This is a genomic window from Klebsiella sp. HN106, from assembly GCF_051209435.1.
GTDB classification, from domain to species: domain Bacteria; phylum Pseudomonadota; class Gammaproteobacteria; order Enterobacterales; family Enterobacteriaceae; genus Klebsiella; species Klebsiella oxytoca.
In genome coordinates, this window is the sequence record NZ_JBLURD010000002.1 from 273,356 (window position 1) to 295,017 (window position 21,662).

Here is a 21,662-nt window from a genome sequence, read left to right on the forward strand (position 1 = left end):
TTTGCTCATGGGGTTTTCTCGTTTGCCGCCTCGATGCTGCGCGAAATATTTTGTGTACGATTCATTGTAAGTTCAGTGTAGACTTGTAAACCTAAATGTTTTCAAAATGGTTTACAAGTCGATTATGACAACGGACGATCTCGCTTTCGATCGGCGCCACATCTGGCACCCTTACACTTCAATGACTTCACCGCTGCCGGTCTATCCGGTAGTGGCCGCCCACGGCTGCGAGCTGACCCTCGCCGGCGGCGAGCAGCTGGTTGACGGCATGTCGTCCTGGTGGGCGGCGATTCATGGCTACAATCACCCGCGCCTGAATGCGGCGATGAAAGCGCAGATCGACCAGATGTCGCACGTCATGTTTGGTGGGATAACCCACCCTTCGGCGGTGGCCCTGTGCCGCCAGCTGGTGGCGATGACCCCGGAAAGCCTTGAGTGCGTGTTCCTCGCCGATTCCGGCTCCGTTGCCGTCGAAGTGGCGATGAAAATGGCGCTACAGTACTGGCAGGCGAAGGGCGACCCGCGCCGGCGCTTTCTTACTTTCCGCAACGGCTATCACGGCGATACCTTCGGCGCGATGTCGGTCTGCGATCCGACGAACTCAATGCACAGCCTGTGGCAAGGTTATTTGCCGGATAACCTCTTCGCCCCGGCGCCGCAGAGCCGCTTCGACGGCGACTGGGATGAGCGGGATATGGCGCCGTTCGCCCGACTGATGGCCGCCCATCGTCATGAAATCGCCGCGGTGATCCTCGAGCCGATTGTTCAGGGCGCGGGCGGAATGCGGATGTACCATCCCGAGTGGCTCCGGCGGATCCGCAGAATGTGCGATCGCGAAGGTATCCTGCTGATCGCCGATGAGATTGCCACCGGGTTCGGCCGCACCGGTAAGCTGTTTGCCTGCGAGCACGCGGGGATTACGGCGGATATTCTGTGCCTTGGCAAAGCGCTAACCGGCGGTACCATGACGCTCTCCGCCACCCTCACCACGCGTCAGGTGGCGGAAACCATCAGCGACGGTGAAGCGGGCTGCTTTATGCACGGACCGACCTTTATGGGCAATCCGCTGGCCTGCGCGGTGGCGACCGAGAGTCTGCGTCTGCTGGAAAGCGGCGAGTGGCAGCAGCAGGTGGCGGGGATCGGAGTGCAGCTCAACGCCGAGCTGGCCCCGGCGCGCGAATCTGAACAGGTTGCCGACGTGCGGGTCTTAGGGGCGATTGGCGTGGTTGAGACGCATCGACCGGTTAATATGGCCGCCCTGCAGCGCTTCTTCGTCGAACAAGGCGTGTGGATACGTCCGTTCGGTCGCCTGATCTATCTGATGCCGCCGTACATCATTACGCCGGAGCAGCTAAGCCGCCTGACGCGGGCGGTTAACATCGCCGTTCAGGATGAAACATTTTTTAGCGAATAAGAGACGGTAAAGGCGCGGCGCACGCGCTACACTTCTTTGCTAATCAGTGAATTAATGCGAGGAGAGACGATGAAATTAATCAGTCATGATTTGCAGGACGGCGAGAAGCTGCCTAATCGCCATGTCTTCAACGGCATGGGCTACGATGGCGATAATATTTCACCGCACCTGGCGTGGGATGAGGTGCCGGCCGGCACTAAAAGCTTTGTGGTGACCTGTTTCGATCCCGATGCGCCGACCGGTTCCGGCTGGTGGCACTGGCTGGTGGCCAACCTTCCCGCCGATACCCGCGTGTTACCGCAGGGAGCCGGTTCCGGCCAGGCCGAACTGCCCGAAGAGGCGATTCAGACTCGTACCGATTTCGGTCAGACCGGATACGGCGGCGCAGCGCCGCCGAAGGGCGAGACCCATCGTTATATCTTTACCGTCCACGCGCTGGACGTCGAAAAAATTGCAGTCGATGAGGGCGCAAGCGGCGCGATGGTCGGCTTTAACGTCCATTTCCACAGCCTCGGCAGCGCGTCGATTACCGCCCTGTTTAGCTAACGATCCCGGAGGCGGTACTGCGCACCGGTCCGGGCTACAAAATCCGCAAACCATACGGACCCGTAGCCCGGACAGGCGTAACGCGCCGCCTCCGGGAAGATTAACTACTCCGTCACCGCCAGCACGGCGTTTTTTCTGACCCGCGCGAACCACACCGCCGTCAGCAGGCCGAGCCACACCAAACCGGCGATCAGCGCAATCCGCGTCTCTTCCACCATCCCCAGCACCGCAATAACCAGTCCCATAAACAGTAGCGTCAGCAGCGGCGCAACCGGCCAGAACGGCACCGGAAACGCGATAGCGCTACGCTCCTCAGCGGACAGACCGCGACGCATCGCAAAGTGGGCCAGCAGGATCATTAACCAGACCCATACCGTCGCGAAGGCCGCCAGCGAGGCAATCAGCACAAACACCTGCTCCGGCATCAGATAATTCAGCACCACCGCTGCCAGCAGCGCCACGCCCATGACCACCACCGTCATCCACGGCACCCCGTTGCTGGCGATGCGCTGGAAGCTCTTCGGCGCCAGCCCCTCTTTCGCCATACCGTACATCATGCGCCCCGCGCCAAAAATATCGCTGTTAATCGCCGAAATGCTGGCGCTGATGACGATGATATTCAGAATGGTGGCCGCTGCCGGAATGCCCAGGCCATCGAATATCAGTACGAAAGGACTACCTCGCTCGCCGAAGCTGTTCCACGGGAAAATCGCCATCAGAATCGCCAGGGTGCAGACATAAAACAGCACGATACGCAGCGGAATCGTATTGATCGCCTGCGGGATCACCTTGTGCGGATTCTTCGCTTCCGCAGCGGTGACGCCGATGATCTCAACGCCGCCAAAGGCAAACATGACGATTCCGAGCGAAGCCACGATCCCCTCCCAGCCGTTAGGGGCAAAGCCGCCGTGACTCCATAGGTTATCCAGCCCGGTTGCCGGGAAGGCGTTACCGAATCCGAAGAAAATAATGCTGCCGCCCGCCACAATCATGGCAATAATCGCCACCACTTTGATTAGCGACAGCCAGAACTCCATCTCGCCGAAAACGCGCACGCTGCACAGGTTCATGGCGCCGATAAAAAAGATAATGCTCAGCACCCAGATCCAGCGCGGAACATCGGGATACCACAGCCCCATGTAGATGCCGAAAGCGGTCACGTCCGCGAGGGCGACGATCACCATCTCAAAGGTGTAGGTCCAGCCGGTAATAAACCCCGCCAGCGGGCCAAGATACTGTCGCGCGTAGCTGCTGAAGGAGCCGGAAACCGGGTTGCGTACCGCCATTTCCCCCAGCGCCCGCATCACGATAAACACCGCCGCGCCGCCAATCAGATAGGCCAGCAGTACCGCCGGGCCTGCGGCCTTGATCGCCGATGCCGAGCCGTAGAACAGCCCGGTGCCGATGGCGGAACCGAGCGCGATAAAACGAATGTGACGGGCATTCAGCCCGCGCAGCAGGTGTGGCTTGTTTTGTTGTTGCATATGCAAGTGTCCTGATAGTTTTTATACGACGACAAATATGCGTGTAGGGTGGCCGGAAGGAAGATATCCTCCCGGCGCAGGTACAGAGAACAGCGATGGTTTAGCGTTGGTCTGAGAGCACGGCAGGCAGCAGCCGCGTAAGATGACGTGCGGCCAGAAGCGCAATGGCGTTTTCGATATCCGGAGCGAAGAAGCGGTCTTCGGTGTAGTGGGTCACCCGCTCGCGCAGCAGGTGGCGCGCCTCTTCCAGCAGCGGACTGCTGGTCAGGCCTTCACGCATATCCAGACCCTGCACGGCAGCCAGCCACTCTACGGCCAGCACGCCGCGGGTATTTTCCGCCATCGCCCACAGCCGGCGACCGGCGGCTGGCGCCATTGAGACGTGGTCTTCCTGGTTAGCGGAGGTCGGCAGGCTGTCCACGCTGTGCGGATGCGACAGCGCTTTGTTTTCGCTGGCCAGCGCCGCCGCCGTCACCTGGGCGATCATAAAGCCGGAGTTGACGCCGCCGTTTTTCACCAGGAAAGGCGGCAGCTGCGACATATGGCTGTCCATCATCAGGGCGATTCGGCGCTCGGACAGCGAGCCAATTTCGGCAATCGCCAGCGCGATATTATCCGCCGCCATCGCCACCGGTTCGGCGTGGAAGTTGCCGCCGGAGATCACGTCGTTCTCGCTGGCAAATACCAGCGGGTTATCGGAGACCGCGTTGGCTTCAACCAGCAGCACTTCCGCCGCCTGGCGAAGCTGGGTCAGGCAGGCTCCCATCACCTGCGGCTGACAGCGCAGAGAATACGGGTCCTGCACCTTGGTGCAATTATGGTGTGATTGGGAAATTGCGCTGTCATCGGTCAATAGGTGGCGATAGAGCGCCGCGGCGTCAATCTGTCCCCGCTGGCCGCGCGCTTCATGAATACGCGGATCAAATGGACGACGCGATCCAAGCGCCGCCTCGGTGGTTAACGCCCCGCAGACCACTGCGGAAGCAAACAGGTCTTCGGCTTCGAACAGCCCGCGCAGGGCAAACGCCGTCGATGCCTGCGTGCCGTTGAGCAGCGCCAGCCCCTCTTTTGCCGCCAGAGTAATCGGCTCAAGCCCCGCCTGACGCAGCGCTTCCGTCGCCGGTAGCCACTCCCCGCCGCGCACCCGCGCTTTCCCCTCGCCAAGCAGGGTTAAGGACATATGCGCCAGCGGCGCGAGATCGCCGGACGCGCCGACCGATCCCTTCGCCGGGATCCACGGCGTTACCCCGGCGTTGACCAGGCCGATCAGCGCCTGAATCACGCTCAGGCGAATGCCGGAAAAGCCGCGCGACAGGCTATTAATTTTCAGCACCATAATCAGACGCGCGAGATCGTCATCCAGCGGTTCGCCGATCCCCGCCGCATGCGACAATACCAGTGAGCGCTGGAGATTTTCCAGGTCTTCGGTGGAGATACGGGTTTGCGCCAGTAGGCCAAAACCGGTGTTGATACCGTAGGCCGTGCGGCCTTCCGCCAGAATCGCGTTGACGCAGGCAACGCTGTCATCAATCGCCGCGAACGCGCTTTCGTCTAGCGTAATGTTCAGCGGCTGGCTGTAGACGTCGCGCAGCTGCGACAGGCTGAGTTGGCCCGGAATCAGTGTTAAAGCGTTCATTTAGCGTGCCCCTGCGTTGCTGCTACCATCGGAAGATTCAAACCTTGTTCTATCGCGCACTCAATAGCGATGTCGTAACCCGCATCGGCATGACGCATGACGCCGGTCGCCGGGTCGTTGTGCAGAACGCGGGCGATACGCGCCGCCGCTTCATCGGTACCGTCGCAGACGATAACCATGCCGGAGTGCTGCGAAAAGCCCATCCCTACCCCACCGCCGTGATGCAGCGACACCCAGGTCGCGCCGCTGGCGGTATTCAGTAAAGCGTTGAGCAGCGGCCAGTCGGAAACGGCGTCGGAACCATCGCGCATCGCTTCCGTTTCGCGGTTCGGGCTGGCGACCGAGCCGGAGTCAAGATGGTCGCGGCCGATGACGATCGGCGCGGAGACTTCGCCGCTGCGCACCATTTCGTTAAACGCCAGCCCCAGCTTCTGCCGCCACTCCAGTCCTACCCAGCAGATACGCGCCGGTAGTCCCTGAAAGCTGATACGCTCGCGGGCCATATCCAGCCAGTGATGCAGGTGCTTATCGTCTTTAACGATCTCTTTCACTTTCGCGTCGGTTTTATAGATGTCTTGCGGGTCGCCGGACAGGGCAACCCAGCGGAACGGACCGATGCCGCGGCAGAACAGCGGGCGGATATAGGCGGGAACGAAGCCCGGGAAAGCAAACGCGTCGTCAACGCCCATCTCCTGAGCCATCTGGCGAATGTTATTGCCGTAGTCAAACGTCGGCACGCCCATTTCGTGGAATGCCAGCATCGCCTGCACGTGGTCGGCCATTGAGCGTTTTGCCGCCAGGATAGTGCCCTGCGGGTCAGACTCGGCTTTAGCCTGATACTCTTCCCAGGTCCAGCCTTTCGGCAGATAACCGTGCAGCGGATCGTGGGCGCTGGTCTGATCGGTCACCATATCCGGACGCACGCCGCGCTTCACCATTTCCGGCACGATTTCCGCCGCGTTGCCGCATAGCGCGATAGAGATAGCCCGGCCTTCGGCGGTATATTTTTTAATGCGCGCCAGCGCGTCATCCAGCGACGTCGCCTGTTCATCAACGTAGCGGGTACGCAGGCGGAAATCGATGCGGCTCTGCTGGCATTCGATATTCAGCGAGCAGGCACCCGCTAAGGTCGCGGCCAGCGGCTGCGCGCCGCCCATGCCGCCCAGACCAGCGGTCAGTACCCAGCGGCCCTTCAGGCTACCCTGATAGTGCTGGCGACCGGCCTCAACAAAGGTCTCATAGGTGCCCTGCACGATGCCCTGGCTGCCGATATAGATCCAGCTGCCGGCGGTCATCTGGCCGTACATCGCCAGCCCTTTGGCATCCAGCTCGTTAAAGTGTTCCCAGGTTGCCCAGTGCGGCACCAGGTTGGAGTTAGCGATCAGCACCCGCGGCGAGTTTTCATGGGTTTTGAAGACGCCCACCGGCTTGCCGGACTGCACCAGCAATGTTTCGTCGCTCTCGAGGTTTTTCAGCGCCTTCACGATGGCGTCGTAGCATTCCCAGTTGCGCGCCGCGCGTCCAATACCACCGTACACCACCAGCTCATGCGGGTTTTCGGCGACATCCGGGTCGAGGTTATTCATGAGCATACGCAGCGGGGCTTCGGTCAGCCAGCTCTTCGCATTTAACGTCGTGCCACGCGGTGCACGTACGTCCTGCTGGCGGTATTTGCTTTGCGACATCGGGGGTTCTCCTGACAATTAACGTTGTGTACGTAAATACATATACTTGTCTATACAAGCATGCGCAAGACAGGATTTAACAGAAATGATACATTTTTGTTATATTGCGTCAGCAATCACGTTTTGCCGACGCGCAGAGCGTTCAGGAGCCAAAATGGCCCTGGAGACGGTAGCGGCTGCCGGGGAAAAGCAGGCGCGCGTGGGAGACAATATGGGTGGTGGACCAGGTACGGCGGCGGATCAGCAGACACGGGTCGTGGGCATGAATATGCAGCAGCGCGCACTCCTCCGCCGTAGCCTGCACTGCCTCAACAATGTGCTCTCCCTCGGTTAAGGGGGCGATCAGCGACAGATAGTCGTGGGGAGTGGTGACGGTGTAGTCCTGATGCAGATAGTCCGGCACCACGGCGGCGTTAACGCAGCGGTCCTCAATCTGTACCGGGATCTCATTTTCAAAATGCACCATCAGCGAATGGAAAATGCGCGTTCCGGCGGCTACGTTCAGCGCTGCGGCCTGAATCAGGTCGGCCTGAGTTTCCTCCAGCAGCAGCACCTCGCAGCGGTGCTGATGATGGCGAGAGGCGATTTCTTCAGCGATGCTGCGCACTTCAAACAGCGCCGACTGCCCTTTTGGCTCCGCAACGAACGTTCCCACTCCCTGTAATCGCACCAGCAGGCCTTCATCGGTCAGCTCGCGCAGCGCCCGGTTAATGGTCATACGGCTAAAGCCAAACTGCGCCACCAGCTCCGCCTCCGAGGGGATGCGATCGTGCGGCCGCCAGACGCCGCTGTGGATCTTTTCGCTAATAGCCTGTTTCACCTTTTCATAGAATGGCGCAGGCGCGGAACGAGGTTGCGATGAGAACATGGCCGGGCTTCCTTGTGCTAATGGGCAGCGAAACGTCCAGAATATACTGAATCGCTATTGCCACCAATGGGCGATTTGCCACGCCAGACGCGCTGCCGCGCGGGCTCCCTGGCTATCAATATCGTACTGCGGGTTAAACTCGACCAGATCAACCGCCTGGAGCTTACCGCTGCGGCACAGCGGCTCGACGATGCGCAGCAGCGTCGCCAGCGGAACGCCGAGCGCGGCCGGCGCGGACACTGCGGGCATTTCACGCGCGGGCAGCACGTCGAGATCGATAGTCAGATACAGGCGATCGTAGCGGGCAATAAGATGCTCGATTTGCGGGATAACCCGCGCTTCAAAGGCGAAGAGCACCGCTAAATCGTCAATGATCGTCACCTCGCGGCGGGCAGCTTCGTCCAGCAGCGCCCGGGTATTAGCGGCGTAACTCACGCCGATACAGGTGTAGTGAAAAGCGCGCCGCTGCGCTTCACAGGCCAGCGCCAGCTGACGAAACGGCGTACCCGAGCTGGCCCGGTCGGCAATACGTAAGTCCAGATGCGCATCAAGGTTAATAATGCCAACCTCATCTGTGGGAAACGCGTCCAGCACGCCGGCGCCGTGGCCGAAAGCCGTCTCGTGACCGCCGCCCAGCACCAGCGTACGCTTGCCCGCGCGTTGGCAGGCCGTAACCGCTTCGCGCAGCGCCTGCTGCGCCGCTTCCAGCGCGTCGCCCTCTACGCTGACGCTCCCCATATCCACGCAGCGGTCGTGGCCGTCGTGGCTGGCCATATTCGCCAGCGCCCGGCGCAGGATTTCCGGGCCTTTAGCAGCGCCGGTTCGTCCTTTATTACGCCGAACCCCTTCGTCGCAGGCGAATCCCAGCAGAGCAATGTCACCGGGCTGCGCCTGCGGTTCAAAACGTTCGACGCGGGCGATAGTCTGAAACAGACGCAGCGCGTTGGCCGCCTCCGAGCTATCGTCGCGTCCCTGCCAAATCTCGGCGGGCGTCGGTTGCCATAGCTTCATACGATCTCTCCTCGCACCACGCGCTGCCAGAGCGGACTGCGCCCCGGCTCATAAACCATCTCAACCGGATGCACCGCATCCCAGATAGCAAAATCGGCAACGAAGCCCGCCGCCAGCTGACCGTGGCTCGCCTGACGGCCCAGCGCCTGCGCCGCATGACGGGTTACGCCTGCCCACGCCTCCTCCGGCGTCAGGCCAAATTTCACGCAAGCCATATTCATCGCCAGATGCAGGCTGGCAAAGGGGCTGGTACCGGGGTTGTAGTCCGTCGCCACCGCCATCGGAACCTGATGTTCGCGCAGCAGTTCAACCGGCGGCCTGCGGGTTTCGTTAAGGAAATAGAACGCGCCGGGCAGAAGCACCGCCACGGTGCCGCTGCGGCTCATCGCCGCCACGCCCTCTGGGGTCAGGTATTCGATATGGTCGGCGGACAGGCCTTTATAGCGGCTCACTAATTCGGCGCCGCCCAGCGAAGAGAGCTGCTCAACGTGACCTTTTACCGGGATACCTAATGCCTGGGCCGTACTGTAAACCCGTTCAGTCTGCGCGGGGGTAAAGCCGACGTTTTCGCAGAAGGCATCGACGCTTTCGAATAACCCCTCTTCCCACAGCGCCGGGAGAATAGTCTGGCACACCAGATCGATATAGCCGTCCGGGTCGCCTTGATACTCCGGCGGCGTGGCGTGGGCGGAAAGCAGCGTTGGCGAAATCTCCACGGCATGCGTCGCGGCAAGCTGTTGTATCACGCGCAGCATTTTGCGCTCGTTTTCAAGGTCCAGCCCGTAGCCGGATTTAATCTCCAGGGTGGTGAGGCCTTCGCGCAGCAGACGAGCCAGCCGCTGGCGGGCCAGCGCCAGCAGCTCCGCTTCGCTGCTTTCCCGGGTGGCGCGCACGGTCGCGTTAATGCCGCCGCCGTTTGCGCTAATGGTCTGGTAGGAAACGCCGTTGAGGCGCTGCTCCCACTCCTGCGCCCGGCTGCCGCCAAAAACCAGATGCGTATGGCAATCGATCAGCCCCGGCGTAAGCAGCCTGCCGCCGAGGTCGATACTTCGGCCGGCTGGCGCATCGCCTTCGGGCACAATGGCCTCAATACGGCCATCGCGCACCAGCAGCACGTGGTCCTCCAGCAGGCCATAAGGCCGGGCGTATCGAGGGTCGAGGGTAGCAAGGCGGACGTTTCGCCAGATTACGCGTTCGGAAAGAGTCTGTGTCATTGCGGTCAACTTGTCATGGGTTGTATAGACATTTATTTTGATTCCACGAGAAATGTCAACTCAGACCGGGGCAAATGTTATTTATTTGTGATCAAAAGCGGCCCGTTTCCGGCGCTGAATATGTAAAGGAAGCAACTTTTTTGCGCTACATCTTCCCGTTTCGCTTAAGTTGGTATAAAACAGCAGGCTTTAAAGGACTTATCCCCTTAATTTATTCTTGCCCGGAGCAACATGAACACATATTCCGTTTCCCGCCTGGCGCTGGCGCTGGCCTTTGGCGTGACGTTGTCCGCCTGTAGTTCGACGCCTGCCGATCAACAGCCCTCAACGCAGACTGCGCCGGGCACGGCCTCTCGTCCTGTTTTAACCGCCGATGAAGCAAAAAACTTTTTACCGGCGAGCTATTTCCAGTCTTTGGATCCTAACGCTGCGGCGTGGAGCCCATCCGCCATCAGCCTGCCGGCGCAGCCGGATTTTGTCGTGGGTCCTGCGGGCGCCCAGGGCGTAACGCATACCACCATTCAGGCCGCGGTGGATGCGGCGATTATCCGCCACTCCAACCGTCGTCAGTTTATCGCCATTATGCCGGGCGAATATGCGGGCACCGTATACGTTCCGGCGGCGCCTGGCGCGCTGACCCTGTACGGCACCGGCGAGAAGCCGATTGACGTCAAAATCAGCACAGCGCTTGATTCAGAAATGGATCCGGTCTCCTGGCGTCACCAGGTCAATCCGGGCGGTAAATATATGCCGGGTAAACCGGCCTGGTATATGTACGACAGCTGCCAGAGCCGACGTGCCGCCACCGTTGGCGTTATGTGTTCCGCGGTATTCTGGTCGCAGAACAACGGCCTGCAGCTGCAGAATCTGACCATCGCCAACAACCTTGGCGACAGCGTTGACGCGGGGACGCATCAGGCGGTGGCGCTGCGTAACGATGGCGATCGGGTACAGATTAACAATGTTAATATCCTTGGCCGCCAGAATACCTTTTTCGTGACCAACAGCGGCGTGCAAAATCGCCTGCAGGATAACCGCCAGACCCGTACGCTGGTCAGCAACAGCTATATAGAAGGCGATGTGGACATCGTTTCCGGTCGCGGAGCGGTCGTGTTTGAGAATACCGACTTCCGCGTAGTCAACTCGCGCACCCAGAAAGAGGCTTACGTTTTCGCCCCTGCCACCCTGAAAAGCGTGACCTACGGCTTCCTGGCGATCAACAGCCGCTTTACGGCGTCCGGCGATAACGTCGCGCAGCTGGGCCGCTCGTTAGACGTTGACGGCAATACCAATGGCCAGGTCGTTATTCGCGACAGCGTCATTAACGAAGGTTTTAACATTGCCAAACCGTGGGCTGATGCGGTCGGTTCCAATCGTCCTTTCAGCGGCAATACCGGAACGGCGGATGCCAAAGGCAACCCGCAGCGTAATCTGAACGACGCTAACTTCAATCGCATGTGGGAATACAATAACCGCGGCGTGGGGAGCTTCGTCGTCGCTGAACCGAAACAGTAACGCCTGACTTGAAGGGGGAGCGCCTCCCCCTTTCTCCTCCTCTTTCCTGCGGCCCCCTTTCCGTTGCAAATCATTACCTGGCGTCATGACGCTCTTTCATCAGAGCAGGCGACAATCCTGTACAAGTTTTTCACATTTTTATTACACCATAAGATAAGTAAAATCATATAGTTAAATTTATTTGTTAAAAAAACCCACTAAATGTACAAAATTTTTCTGCAAAAATTGTACATCCTGAAAATCGTGACTATAGTTATTACGTAAGTTTTGATTACTCTGCATTAACGAATTCTTATGAATTAAAAATTGCACACCATTTCTCTGAAATGGTGAAAAAACCGTATAACAAAGATGATGTTATCACTCATCTTTGTTAGTTGATTATGGCTAAAATAACCCGGGATTAACCATGCAGATAAAGAACACCATTCCAGCAGAATTTATATTTAACTCTGCGTTGTTGAAAAACATCGAACATATGGTGCGAATGGAGAACGAGGCCGTGAGCAATGAACGTTTAATCGTTGAGGTTCAGCGCCGTCTGAATGTCGAGAAAAATGAAATACTCGCTGACTTATACACCCAGACGCTGCATATGTTACGCGCGAAAAATCATCACTAAGCGTGATTTGTTAAAGTATTCTTTAATTAACACTTCTGCCTCGGAGGACAAATGAATAACGACAAGCAAGGTCTCTTTTTTAATCATTACGATCTTTGGATTAACAATAACCTTCTTCGTCAAGGATTACATCTTGTACTAGATTCATTATCACCAGGCTGTTTTCATGGAAAATACGTCTTTTTCACCAGCGATAACTATTATGCGGTGCTCAATCATCATTACGACCGCAAAAGAGTTCGTTTTGTCCTGCTCACCGACGGCAACGATCTGAACTTCCTTAGCGAAATTCCGATGTACAGAATTCCTGCGCGCTCAACGCCCGCTGAGATAAAATCTTTTATTCTTCGCCCGACGTTGTTTGGTAAAAAACCTGACAGTGAAGCTGAAAGTATTGTTTTTACCAACCGCGAAAAAGAAGTGATTCGCCTGATGAACGATGGCGAAGCGATGGTTAATATTGGGAAGTCACTGAATTTACATATTAAAACAATTTACCAAATTCGCCTGACCTTAATTAAAAAACTAGGCTGTTCTGGTCGCACTGATTTTTTTAATATTAGCCGCAGCGAAACATTTAAAGCCTGGACTCAGCAAAATTTCTGATAGTTTACCTGCCAGCGCATGTTGCCATGCTTCAGGAAGACAAGCGGCGGAAAAACATCTCTAAGAATGTTCCGCTGCTAACCCTCTAAGACACTTACTCTCCGTGAAACTCGATGGTAAAGCCCTGACTTTGCCAGTGGCTAAGTAATTCTGCCTGCAAAGGGGTCAGCGCGCGGCCGGTCCAGACAAAAATGTGCTGACCCGGGAACAGTTCCGGGCGAGGAGAGTCGAGCGGTTCCGCCAGCACATTAACGTGCCAGGCGCGCTGGGACAATCGCCATGCTTCCAGCCACAGGCGAGTGCGATCTTCATTACCCCATCCTACTAACAGCGTCTCTTTACCCACCTTCTTACGCGATTCCGCAAGGATGGACGCCACGCAATCTATCAAAATGCCATCCAGCATACTGATGATAGCCAGGGAAGTGTTCTGGTCGAGATTAAGCTTGCTGCGCACGGGGACAAACAGCCGGTCAATAAGTTTATCTACGGGATATTCATGGCTGAGGGACATGATGCGGGTGCGTAATTTTGAGGGCTGAACACCTCGCAGAAGCGTCATCATCTCTTCCTGGAGCAGGACGGCTGCGTCTTGCGTTTCAGGCTGATGGCCTTCCAGAAGCGCCTTAACTTTGCCAACGGAGACGCCGCGATCGATCCAGCGTTTGATTTCCTCAATCCGCTGAACGTCCTCCTCGTCAAACTGGCGGTGTCCCCCCTCGCTTCTCTGCGGCTTCAGCAGACCGTATCTACGCTGCCATGCACGCAAAGTAACAGGGTTGATTCCGCAACGTTCGGCAACTTCACCGATGCTGTAATATGCCATTAGCGCCCTCTAACCTGATAATACTTTACCGACTAAATTAACTAATTTAGACGAGTTGTACAATTAACTTTTCTTGTACAGCTAAAATTAACAGGTCGGACGCCAATGTACACAGCAAAAAACAAGGCTTATTTTGCCGTTATACACGGCTTTTTAAGCGAAACGCTGCGCTGAGCAGCGTTCAAAAAATTAAAGAAGCTCGCAGGCTATTTTTTTCTCCGGCCAGGCTACCGGCGGAATGCCCCCGAAGCACGGGCTGGCAAATAAATTTCCCTGGAAATGCGTAATCCCCGCTGATTCCAGCCACATCCACTCTTCCGCCCGCTCAACCCCCACCGCTGAAATGGCAATTTCCAGGGAATTACAACATTTAATAATCGCCTGAACGATTGCCTGTTTCGGGCCGTGCTTATGGATATCTTTGACCAGCTGGCGATTAATCTTAATGCGGTCCGGCTGAAACTGCGCCAGCAGCACTAGCCCGGCAAACCCGGCGCCAAAGTGATCGATAGCCACGCGAATTCCCGCAGATTTTAGCTTTCGTACTGAATCGGTAAATTCATCAACGCGAGAAATCGCTTCGCTCTCGGTAAATTCCACAATAATTTGCTCGGGAATCAAACCACTGGCTTCAATTTCAGCCAACAGAAATTCGACAGCGTTGGGAACATTGACCAGCGTCATGGGTAACAGATTAATCGACAAGGTGCGTCCACGAAGATGCAAACGTCCCGCCATGGCGAAGGCGATGCGCTTACTGTGCAGATCCGTCCAGTAGATTTCCTCTCGCGAAAGTCCGTCAAAATAGACCGCTGGCGATTCACCGGAGTTGGTGCGCAGCAGCGCTTCATAGGAGACGACCTCTTTGGCAAACGGATCGATCACCGGCTGAAAAGCAAAGCTGCACTCGGCCTGCTCGAGCGGGGTTTCAGGATACCAGGCCTCGTCTTCTATCACAAAGTCCCAGCTTTCGGCCGCAGGAATTTCGTAATAGTTCTCCTTTTCCGTGGCTTCGACGAAGGTACGGAAAAAGTGGAGAGCTCTGTCGTCATAGATGAGCTGATATTTTGAGGTTCCTTTGTCCAGCACGGCCTGCAGAACTTCATCGCGGTCAAACTCTCGTAAATCAAAGAGTTCCATACCGATTTTGCCAAAGCGACGGGTTGGCCCATGGTCTCTGAGGAGCTCAACGAGGTTATGGTGCCGCGGGTCTTCGCAGATATGGCGATAAATTTCCTCAACCTTCTCTTCAGGTCCTTCTAATAGTTGAAAAAAATGGGTGCCGTTAAAAAGCAAAATACCCGACACGTCTTCCTGACCATTTTTTACATTTGCTGCAGCAACCATGCTTTCGAGCGATTTAATTGACACGTTGTCGCAGATATGGCTGCGATAAATGATGGTAGTGAGCATGAAATTTCCGACAGAAGAGATGAATGCTAATGAGATATTACAGTAGCAGGTCTACCCACATAAGTCCTGTAAAACAGCGCGCGTCCTTAACAAATAAATCACATTAACATCCTCTTTTCGCTGACATTCTTACCATCCTGCACACCTGTACAAGCCGTACATCTCCATTCGCTGTTTACCTTAAGATTTGTACAATTTAAAAAGCATACAAATCAATATGTTATAAAAAATATTAAGAAAATTAACATATTTTTTCCATTTTCTATGTACAAGTTGGCAAACATTGTATAACTTTAATCGCAACTTTACTGATAATTGAACTGACAGGAGCACATATGCAGCAGAACGGTTACATTCCTGACACGGCTAACGCTATTGCCCATTACTTCAATAAAGCTTCGTTGCCTTCTCAGCAGGAAACGTTGGGACAGATTGTTATGGATATCCTGAATGAAGGACGGAACCTGAATCGCAAATCCCTGTGTACGAAACTGCTGAGTCGCCTTGAAGTGGCTTCAGAACCTGAAGAAGAAAACCATTATCAAACGTTGATTGGTCTCTTGTTTGAGCATCAGGGGTAAAAGTAGCTTCAGTTATCTGGTGATTTAAGTCGTTACTGAATGAGGAAATATAGGGGATGGGCCAGTATCTGACACGGATTACCGGCTTGCTACTAAATTCCCAGTCAAGGAGATGACAATGATCAGAGATACCGTTATGAATCACAATGATTATGATCCATTAACCGATGTATTGATTGGAGAGGCTGTCCTCTCGCTACTCAAAAGCAAGGGGCCTATTAGTAAACAAGCACTGATCGGTAAACTCCAGGCCATGCAGGCCGGAGAACAAGATAAAAAGCGGCGGAATGCAATTGGGCGTATTATCGATGAAATCAGTAATATGGTAGCTCGCCGTGGAAACAACAAAACTGTGGGTACTTCAGGCGCTAAACACAATTGGGATAAGCCGAATTCATTATTAGGCTCCCCTCAGCAGCCAGGTACTAATAAAATACACTGACCTCTAACGGTCGAATGTTTAACTCACAACGTAGAGAATATGATGAGACAGACTATGCATCAGCAACCGGATATTTACGCAGGCCTGAACGATACCGCACTCTCTGAATATTTCCGCAACGCAGGCGACAGGCTGATCGATGAATCAGCGGTGATGTCACTGGCTATCAGTAGCATCCTGGAGTCTGAGGGGCATCTCAACAATAAAGCGATTATTCTGTGGTTAATTACGGCGCTGGAGACTACCAGCGATGTCGTAACCGCCGACGTTATCCGCAAAACGCTGGAAATCGTCGTAAGCTACACCATGGATGATATCTGATTTTTTAACCGGCAGTCATTCACAGGGATGTCACCTATCGCTAAGCGAATGGTTGTTTCGTTATATAGCTGTGGATACATCTACAATCCATGCGCAATATTATTGTTCTTAACACTCGCCACCGCTGAGCAGATGACTCATCTGCTCAGCGGTGTGTGTTAATTATAAATAAGATTTAATTTATTTTTGCTCGCCCTCGCCAGAAATAAACGCGATAGTTTTTGTTTCAATAAAGCCTGCGGTATTGGGTTATATGACCGCCGCCAGACGGCGAATCCCCTCAGCCAAAACCTCTGGCGGATGGTTTGCAAAGCCAAGCAATATTCCCTCACGTGACATTGGCCGCTGGCAATAGCGCGCAAAAGTTTGTACACCTAAGCCTATCTGGCGCGCCTTCCGCACCACCTCCTGTGCCCGTAAGCCATCCAGCAGCCAGCAGACTATATGCACGCCGGAATCCGTAGGATGCACCAGCATGCGCCCGGAAAAATAGAATTTAATCGCCGCCTCCAGCGCGCTTTTTCGCTCAAAACAGGCTTTACGGATCCGACGAACGTGGCTGGCATAGTGCCCCTCGCGGATGAAACGCGCCAGAACGGCCTGTTCCAGATATCCGCTACAGAGGTCAGTATAATATTTGGTGATGGCAAACTGTTCGCGCAAATGCTCGGGGACAACTAAAAAGCCCAGACGAAATGCCGGATACATCATCTTAGAGAATGTACCCGCATAGATGACCCGCTGATGTTTATCCAGCCCCTGTAACGCCTGCAGAGAGCGGGCGGCATAGCGAAATTCGCTATTGTAATCATCTTCGAATATCCAGGCGCGGTTAGCTTCCGCCCACTCCAGCAGAGCAAGCCTCCGCGGCAGACTCAGCGTGCCGCTGAGCGGAAACTGATGCGACGGCGCGGTATAGACCAGCTTAGCCCCGGGATAATGGTCTATTCCATCCTGAATATCCATGCCCTCATCGTCAACCCGAACGGGCCGAACAACGGCTCCCCTGGCGGCGAATGCACCGCGAGCGCCGTTATATCCGGGATCGTCCAGCCAGACTTCATCGCCCTTTTCCAGTAAAGCCTGCGCGGCGATCGTCAACGCTTGCTGAATGCCGTTAACAATAATCACCCGATCTTCGTGGCAATTTACGCCGCGCGTCGCCTGTATATAGTCGCTGATTGCCTGACGCAGCGGCAGGAATCCCCAGGAGGAGGCGTGCGATGCGAGTTCACGGCGCGATTGCCGCCAGACGCGCCCCAGCAATCGCCCCCACAAAGCATGAGGGAAAAGATCGGTACAGCCGATACCGACGGCGAAAACCGCGCCCATCTCTCCGCTATCTTCGCTTTCCGTCCATGAGGGTACCAGGGCTGACACATCAGGGTTCAGCGGCCCAACGCTGGCTATTGCCGTTTCCGGCGCCGTCGGCGACCCGTACTCGCTAATGACGTGATCCGGAATATGGTCGCAGACAAAGGTGCCTGCCCCCTTGCGCGTCAGCAGATAGCCTTCATCAATCAGGCGCTCAAACCCGGCAATGACCGAGTTGCGGGAGATCGCCATCATCTCAGCCAGCGCCCGGCTGGAGGGTATTTTTGCACCCGCCGATAACCGGCCATCCAGAATCGCGTGGCGCTGGGCGTGATAGACCTGGTCTTTAATCACGCCGCGCGTTAATAACAGTTCCAGGAACAGAGGGGCAATGGGTTTTGGCATGAGCGGCAGCGGCATCAACGTAATAAAAGTGGATCCTATAAATATACAGAAAGTGTCACTTTTTAGGAACCAGAACGCCTCCTATCATAACGCACAACCATCCGGTTTCTAAAAGTAAGGAATAAGCATGAAGAGCCAGAAAACCGACGTTAACCTCGCGGAAATTACCCTCCAACCCGCAGCTGAAACTGACTTTGCCGCGTGGCTGCCGCTGTGGAAAAGCTACCAGACGTTTTATCGCGTCGACATCCCGGACACCGTCACGCAACTCACCTGGAAGCGTTTTTTCCATTCTGTCGAACCCATGTATTGCGCGGTGGCAAAATGCGAAGGCAGGATTGTGGGATTCGTTCACTATCTCTTCCACCGCTCTACCTGGGCCGAAAGCGACTACTGCTATCTGGAAGATTTGTTCGTTGATCCGGCCGTTCGGGGCCAGCATATCGGCAAACAGTTGATTGAGTATGTACAGCTACAGGCGCGGAAGCGTCACTCAGCCAGCCTGTACTGGCACACGCATGAAACCAATCTGCGGGGTCAGCGCTTGTACAACTGGGTCGCGGAGAAAAGCGGCATGATTGAGTATCGTATGCGGGTGAAATAGCCCTTGCGCCAGGCGTAAAAAAACCTCGCCGCGGCGAGGTTTCGGTCACACCTGCGGGCTTAACGAGCGTTGACCACCACCCACATCGGGCCCTGGCCTACGGCATAGCGCCCTTTTTCCTGCAGCAGCCCCTGCTTGCCTTCGATTTCATACACCGCAATATGATGCGATTTCTGACCGGCAGCGATGAGGAATTTGCCGCTATGATCGAGATTAAAGCCGCGCGGCTGGGTTTCGGTATTTTGATAGCCCTCGATGGACAGCACGCTGCCGTCTTCCGAAACGCTAAAGATGGTAATAACGCTGGCGGTGCGATCGCAGGCGTAGAGGTGACGGCCATCGGACGTCAGGTGAATATCCGCCGCCCAGCGAACGCCGGTGAAATCAGGCGGCATCATGTCCAGCGTCTGCACGCACTCGATTTTGCCGTGTGGATCCTTCAGCTCCCATACGTCAACGGAGCTGTTCAGTTCGTTAACGCAGTAGCCGTATTGCTGGTTCGGATGGAAGACCATATGACGCGGGCCAGCGCCTTCAACGGTGGTCACCTCAGCCGGTTCCTGGGCAGCCAGGAAACCGTCGTCGCTCAGGGTAAACAGGCAGATACGATCCTGTTTCAGCGCCGGAACCCACAGGGTGCGATTGTCCGGGGAAATATTTGCCGAGTGGCAGCCTTCCAGCCCTTCCACCACCGCCACCGCTTCCCGCGGCAGGCCGTCCACCAGCGGCGTAACGCTTACGCAGCCCGCATTATAGGATGCGCTGAACACAAAGCGGCCCTGATGATCGGTAGAGATGTGCGTTGGGCTACCGGGCAGCGCGGCTTCGCCAGCGAAGGTCAGGGCGCCATTATCGGGCGCAATGCGGTAGGCCAGTACGCGAAACTCCGGACGCACGCCGACGTAGAGATACTCTTTGTTCGGGCTCACCACCATCGGCTGCACCTGCCCCGGGGCATCAACAACCTGCACCAGGGTCAGTTTCCCCTCAGGATCCAGATCCCAGACGTGAATCTGCTGGCTTTCCGGGCTGGCGGTATAAACGGTTTGTTTCATGAATACTCCTTCCTCACTGCACGTGGAAATTTCATTTTTCAGACTAACGGCGCCCTGAAAAATACAATACGCATACACAACATTTTTCAGATTGCCTCCAGGCAGCCTGAAAGATCAAGTGTATCGGCTCTTTAGCGGTAGATGCTGAAAAGTTTGCCGGAATGGCACAGCGGTGTACCATCATAGCCTGCTAACTTTTCATCATTAACCGGAAACAACACATGACCTCACGCGTGATTGCCCTCGATTTAGACGGCACGCTCTTAACCGGCAAAAAGACCATCCTCCCCGCCTCGCTCGACGCGCTGGCTCGCGCCAAAGATGCTGGATACCAGATCATTGTCGTCACCGGACGACATCACGTCGCTATCCATCCTTTTTATCAGGCACTGGCTCTCGATACACCTGCAATTTGCTGCAATGGTACTTATTTGTATGATTATCATGCAAAAAAGGTGCTTGAGTCCGATCCGATGCCGGTCGATAAAGCCCTGAGCCTGACGGAGCTGCTGAACCAGCATGATATTCACGGCCTGATGTACGTTGATGACGCCATGCTCTACGAGCAGCCGACCGGGCACGTCATCCGCACTGCCAACTGGGCCCAGTCTCTGCCCGTCGAGCAGCGCCCGGTATTTACTCAGGTCGACTCTCTGGCGCAGGCGGCGCGCGAAGTTAACGCCGTGTGGAAATTCGCCCTGACCGATGAAGATACCGCCAAACTGCAGCGTTTTGCCCTGCACGTTGGCCAGACGCTGGGCCTGGAGTGCGAATGGTCGTGGCACGATCAGGTGGATATTGCCCGGGAAGGCAACAGTAAAGGTAAACGCCTGGCGCAGTGGGTGGCGTCCCGGGGACTGTCAATGCAGGATGTTATCGCTTTCGGCGACAACTATAACGACCTCAGCATGCTGGAGGCCGCCGGCACCGGCGTAGCGATGGGCAACGCGGTAGAGGAAGTGAAAGCACGCGCCAACGTGGTGATCGGTGAAAACGAAACCACCAGCATCGCCGACTACATCTATCGCCACCTGCTGTAATCAGGCGGCTATCGACACGCTTTTTATCTGCGCATACAGCCGCTGGCCCGGGGCAACGCCCAGATCATCGCGAGCCCAGGGGCTGATGCGCGCCCACAGCGTGCGGCCGCTTATCTCCAGCCTGACCTCAACCTGCCCATGGCTTTCAATACACTGCATAACCTCCGCGGGCAAAATATTGCGAATACTGGTTTGCTGAGCGGGCTGCAGTACCAGAGACACGTCCGAGGCCTGAATGCGGATGCGCGCGGTTTCGCCCAGCGGCCTGTCAAGCCGGTTGACCCATATCTGCTGGTCGCCGATCGCCAGGGCGGTCATCGTATACTGCGGATGCTGGGCGGCAACAATCGCGCTCAGGATGGTACTTTGCTGATCCTCGGGCAGCCAGGGGTGCATCACGCTACTACTCCACACCTCTTCCAGGCAGCCAAAGGCTTTCACCTTCCCCGCCTCCAGCACCAGCACGTTATCCGCCAGGTGCTGGATCTCATCAAGAGAGTGGCTGACGTACAGCATCGGGATGTTAATTTCGCGCGCCAGCCGCTGCAGATAGGGCAACAGCTCGCGCTTGCGCGGAATATCCAACGATGCCAGCGGTTCATCTAACAGCAGCAGCTCCGGCGCGGTAAGCAGCGCCCGGCCAATCGCGACCCGCTGTTTTTCTCCGCCGGAGAGTCCTCCCGGTAGCCGATCAAGCAGTGGCGCAATGCCGAGCAGATCGACCAGCTTATCGAACTGTCCGGCCATATTTTTTGCCATGCCATATTGCAGATTACCCCGCACTTTATAGTGCGGAAACAGGCGCGCGTCCTGAAAAACATAGCCAATGCGGCGTTTTTCCGGCGCCAGGCAGATACGTTTTTCAACATCGTTTAGCACTCTGCCGTTAAGGACAATGCGCCCCTGCTGCGGGCGGGTCAGGCCGCTAATAGCGTTGATCAGCGAGGTTTTTCCCGCGCCAGAGACGCCGAATACCGCTGTAATGCCGCTGGCAGGGAGCGTCTCGCGGATTTGCAGACAGTGGGTTCCCAGCGTCTGGGTAAAATCGAGTTCAAGCATG

The 21,662-nt window shown here is 55.9% G+C and carries 21 protein-coding genes; 10 read left to right on the forward strand and 11 right to left on the reverse strand.

Going from position 1 to position 21,662, the window contains the following annotated elements:
- The first annotated feature begins 124 nt into the window (after nucleotides 1–124).
- Nucleotides 125–1,414 carry an adenosylmethionine--8-amino-7-oxononanoate transaminase gene (gene bioA, locus ACSIPU_RS07920; protein ID WP_024273937.1) on the forward strand — a complete coding sequence of 430 codons (1,290 nt, stop codon included), beginning with the start codon at nucleotides 125–127 and terminating at the stop codon, nucleotides 1,412–1,414.
- A 69-nt stretch (nucleotides 1,415–1,483) separates the two neighbouring features.
- Nucleotides 1,484–1,960, forward strand: a complete 477-nt coding sequence (locus ACSIPU_RS07925) for a kinase inhibitor (RefSeq protein ID WP_016808907.1) — start codon at nucleotides 1,484–1,486, stop codon at nucleotides 1,958–1,960.
- A 104-nt stretch (nucleotides 1,961–2,064) separates the two neighbouring features.
- Here the strand turns inward: ACSIPU_RS07925 and ACSIPU_RS07930 are convergent, their stop codons facing one another.
- From ACSIPU_RS07930 to hutI, 6 genes are all read right to left on the reverse strand, one after another.
- Nucleotides 2,065–3,444: an amino acid permease gene (locus ACSIPU_RS07930; protein WP_004111531.1), complete on the reverse strand. Its 1,380-nt coding sequence runs from the start codon at nucleotides 3,442–3,444 to the stop codon at nucleotides 2,065–2,067.
- 100 nt (nucleotides 3,445–3,544) lie between these two features.
- On the reverse strand, nucleotides 3,545–5,080 hold the full coding sequence (gene hutH, locus ACSIPU_RS07935) for a histidine ammonia-lyase (RefSeq protein ID WP_016808908.1): 1,536 nt from the start codon (nucleotides 5,078–5,080) through the stop codon (nucleotides 3,545–3,547).
- Nucleotides 5,077–6,765, reverse strand: coding sequence for a urocanate hydratase (hutU, locus tag ACSIPU_RS07940; RefSeq protein ID WP_004100401.1), 1,689 nt, complete (start codon nucleotides 6,763–6,765; stop codon nucleotides 5,077–5,079). Before hutU ends, hutH begins: the two co-directional genes overlap by 4 nt.
- 142 nt (nucleotides 6,766–6,907) lie before the next feature.
- The gene (locus ACSIPU_RS07945) at nucleotides 6,908–7,633 is read right to left on the reverse strand and encodes a histidine utilization repressor (protein ID WP_004100400.1); all 726 of its coding nucleotides are present in this window, start codon (nucleotides 7,631–7,633) and stop codon (nucleotides 6,908–6,910) included.
- Nucleotides 7,634–7,687: 54 nt separating this feature from the next.
- Nucleotides 7,688–8,644 carry a formimidoylglutamase gene (gene hutG, locus ACSIPU_RS07950; RefSeq protein WP_004111517.1) on the reverse strand — a complete coding sequence of 319 codons (957 nt, stop codon included), beginning with the start codon at nucleotides 8,642–8,644 and terminating at the stop codon, nucleotides 7,688–7,690.
- Nucleotides 8,641–9,858 (reverse strand): imidazolonepropionase, encoded by a 1,218-nt coding sequence (gene hutI / locus ACSIPU_RS07955; RefSeq protein ID WP_024273933.1) that lies wholly within the window; start codon nucleotides 9,856–9,858, stop codon nucleotides 8,641–8,643. Before hutI ends, hutG begins: the two co-directional genes overlap by 4 nt.
- Before the next feature lie 231 nt (nucleotides 9,859–10,089).
- Here hutI and ACSIPU_RS07960 point away from each other — a divergent pair, with 231 nt between their 5' ends.
- The 3 genes from ACSIPU_RS07960 (at nucleotide 10,090) to ACSIPU_RS07970 (ending at nucleotide 12,601) form a co-directional block, all read left to right on the forward strand.
- Entirely contained in the window at nucleotides 10,090–11,373 is a 1,284-nt protein-coding gene (locus tag ACSIPU_RS07960; protein ID WP_004111515.1) for a putative acyl-CoA thioester hydrolase, read from the forward strand.
- A gap of 409 nt (nucleotides 11,374–11,782) precedes the next feature.
- A complete protein-coding gene (locus ACSIPU_RS07965) occupies nucleotides 11,783–11,995 on the forward strand; it encodes a hypothetical protein (RefSeq protein ID WP_004100392.1) in 213 nt (70 codons plus the stop codon).
- 51 nt (nucleotides 11,996–12,046) lie between these two features.
- Nucleotides 12,047–12,601 carry a LuxR C-terminal-related transcriptional regulator gene (locus ACSIPU_RS07970; protein ID WP_032727966.1) on the forward strand — a complete coding sequence of 185 codons (555 nt, stop codon included), beginning with the start codon at nucleotides 12,047–12,049 and terminating at the stop codon, nucleotides 12,599–12,601.
- 94 nt (nucleotides 12,602–12,695) lie between these two features.
- Here the strand turns inward: ACSIPU_RS07970 and ACSIPU_RS07975 are convergent, their stop codons facing one another.
- A complete protein-coding gene (locus ACSIPU_RS07975; RefSeq protein ID WP_004100389.1) occupies nucleotides 12,696–13,427 on the reverse strand; it encodes a MerR family transcriptional regulator in 732 nt (243 codons plus the stop codon).
- Nucleotides 13,428–13,616: 189 nt separating this feature from the next.
- Nucleotides 13,617–14,840, reverse strand: coding sequence for a diguanylate phosphodiesterase (locus tag ACSIPU_RS07980; RefSeq protein ID WP_004100387.1), 1,224 nt, complete (start codon nucleotides 14,838–14,840; stop codon nucleotides 13,617–13,619).
- Nucleotides 14,841–15,175: 335 nt separating this feature from the next.
- Here ACSIPU_RS07980 and ycgZ point away from each other — a divergent pair, with 335 nt between their 5' ends.
- The 3 genes from ycgZ to ACSIPU_RS07995 all read left to right on the forward strand — a co-directional run bounded on the left by ycgZ (nucleotide 15,176) and on the right by ACSIPU_RS07995 (nucleotide 16,184).
- The gene (gene ycgZ, locus ACSIPU_RS07985) at nucleotides 15,176–15,421 is read left to right on the forward strand and encodes a regulatory protein YcgZ (RefSeq protein ID WP_004100386.1); all 246 of its coding nucleotides are present in this window, start codon (nucleotides 15,176–15,178) and stop codon (nucleotides 15,419–15,421) included.
- Nucleotides 15,422–15,539: 118 nt separating this feature from the next.
- Entirely contained in the window at nucleotides 15,540–15,863 is a 324-nt protein-coding gene (locus tag ACSIPU_RS07990; protein WP_004111510.1) for a hypothetical protein, read from the forward strand.
- A gap of 54 nt (nucleotides 15,864–15,917) precedes the next feature.
- Nucleotides 15,918–16,184: a biofilm development regulator YmgB/AriR family protein gene (locus ACSIPU_RS07995; RefSeq protein WP_004100382.1), complete on the forward strand. Its 267-nt coding sequence runs from the start codon at nucleotides 15,918–15,920 to the stop codon at nucleotides 16,182–16,184.
- Nucleotides 16,185–16,433: 249 nt separating this feature from the next.
- Here ACSIPU_RS07995 and ACSIPU_RS08000 read toward each other — a convergent pair whose 3' ends face one another.
- Nucleotides 16,434–17,903 (reverse strand): MocR-like pyridoxine biosynthesis transcription factor PdxR, encoded by a 1,470-nt coding sequence (locus tag ACSIPU_RS08000; RefSeq protein WP_049101174.1) that lies wholly within the window; start codon nucleotides 17,901–17,903, stop codon nucleotides 16,434–16,436.
- 127 nt (nucleotides 17,904–18,030) lie between these two features.
- On the opposite strand from ACSIPU_RS08000, the gene ACSIPU_RS08005 reads away from it, so the two are divergent.
- Entirely contained in the window at nucleotides 18,031–18,507 is a 477-nt protein-coding gene (locus ACSIPU_RS08005) for a GNAT family N-acetyltransferase (protein WP_004100378.1), read from the forward strand.
- Nucleotides 18,508–18,566: 59 nt separating this feature from the next.
- Here the strand turns inward: ACSIPU_RS08005 and pgl are convergent, their stop codons facing one another.
- Entirely contained in the window at nucleotides 18,567–19,562 is a 996-nt protein-coding gene (gene pgl, locus ACSIPU_RS08010; RefSeq protein ID WP_004100376.1) for a 6-phosphogluconolactonase, read from the reverse strand.
- A 221-nt stretch (nucleotides 19,563–19,783) separates the two neighbouring features.
- Between pgl and ACSIPU_RS08015 the strand changes: the two genes are divergently transcribed.
- Entirely contained in the window at nucleotides 19,784–20,602 is an 819-nt protein-coding gene (locus ACSIPU_RS08015) for a pyridoxal phosphatase (protein ID WP_004100374.1), read from the forward strand.
- Here ACSIPU_RS08015 and modC read toward each other — a convergent pair whose 3' ends face one another.
- Nucleotides 20,603–21,661 carry a molybdenum ABC transporter ATP-binding protein ModC gene (gene modC / locus ACSIPU_RS08020; RefSeq protein ID WP_004100372.1) on the reverse strand — a complete coding sequence of 353 codons (1,059 nt, stop codon included), beginning with the start codon at nucleotides 21,659–21,661 and terminating at the stop codon, nucleotides 20,603–20,605.
- Nucleotide 21,662 lies beyond the last annotated feature (1 nt).

Coding starts and splice junctions, on each gene's coding strand:
- ACSIPU_RS07930 (WP_004111531.1), bottom strand. CDS start 3,444: ATGCAACAACAAAACAAGCCACACCTGCTGCGCGGGCTGAATGCCCGT.
- ACSIPU_RS07970 (WP_032727966.1), top strand. CDS start 12,047: ATGAATAACGACAAGCAAGGTCTCTTTTTTAATCATTACGATCTTTGG.
- ACSIPU_RS07925 (WP_016808907.1), top strand. CDS start 1,484: ATGAAATTAATCAGTCATGATTTGCAGGACGGCGAGAAGCTGCCTAAT.
- hutH (WP_016808908.1), bottom strand. CDS start 5,080: ATGAACGCTTTAACACTGATTCCGGGCCAACTCAGCCTGTCGCAGCTG.
- bioA (WP_024273937.1), top strand. CDS start 125: ATGACAACGGACGATCTCGCTTTCGATCGGCGCCACATCTGGCACCCT.
- hutG (WP_004111517.1), bottom strand. CDS start 8,644: ATGAAGCTATGGCAACCGACGCCCGCCGAGATTTGGCAGGGACGCGAC.
- ACSIPU_RS07975 (WP_004100389.1), bottom strand. CDS start 13,427: ATGGCATATTACAGCATCGGTGAAGTTGCCGAACGTTGCGGAATCAAC.
- ACSIPU_RS08015 (WP_004100374.1), top strand. CDS start 19,784: ATGACCTCACGCGTGATTGCCCTCGATTTAGACGGCACGCTCTTAACC.
- pgl (WP_004100376.1), bottom strand. CDS start 19,562: ATGAAACAAACCGTTTATACCGCCAGCCCGGAAAGCCAGCAGATTCAC.
- ACSIPU_RS07960 (WP_004111515.1), top strand. CDS start 10,090: ATGAACACATATTCCGTTTCCCGCCTGGCGCTGGCGCTGGCCTTTGGC.
- modC (WP_004100372.1), bottom strand. CDS start 21,661: ATGCTTGAACTCGATTTTACCCAGACGCTGGGAACCCACTGTCTGCAA.
- ACSIPU_RS08005 (WP_004100378.1), top strand. CDS start 18,031: ATGAAGAGCCAGAAAACCGACGTTAACCTCGCGGAAATTACCCTCCAA.
- ACSIPU_RS07980 (WP_004100387.1), bottom strand. CDS start 14,840: ATGCTCACTACCATCATTTATCGCAGCCATATCTGCGACAACGTGTCA.
- ACSIPU_RS07990 (WP_004111510.1), top strand. CDS start 15,540: ATGATCAGAGATACCGTTATGAATCACAATGATTATGATCCATTAACC.
- ACSIPU_RS07995 (WP_004100382.1), top strand. CDS start 15,918: ATGCATCAGCAACCGGATATTTACGCAGGCCTGAACGATACCGCACTC.
- hutU (WP_004100401.1), bottom strand. CDS start 6,765: ATGTCGCAAAGCAAATACCGCCAGCAGGACGTACGTGCACCGCGTGGC.
- ACSIPU_RS08000 (WP_049101174.1), bottom strand. CDS start 17,903: ATGCCAAAACCCATTGCCCCTCTGTTCCTGGAACTGTTATTAACGCGC.
- hutI (WP_024273933.1), bottom strand. CDS start 9,858: ATGACACAGACTCTTTCCGAACGCGTAATCTGGCGAAACGTCCGCCTT.
- ACSIPU_RS07965 (WP_004100392.1), top strand. CDS start 11,783: ATGCAGATAAAGAACACCATTCCAGCAGAATTTATATTTAACTCTGCG.
- ycgZ (WP_004100386.1), top strand. CDS start 15,176: ATGCAGCAGAACGGTTACATTCCTGACACGGCTAACGCTATTGCCCAT.
- ACSIPU_RS07945 (WP_004100400.1), bottom strand. CDS start 7,633: ATGTTCTCATCGCAACCTCGTTCCGCGCCTGCGCCATTCTATGAAAAG.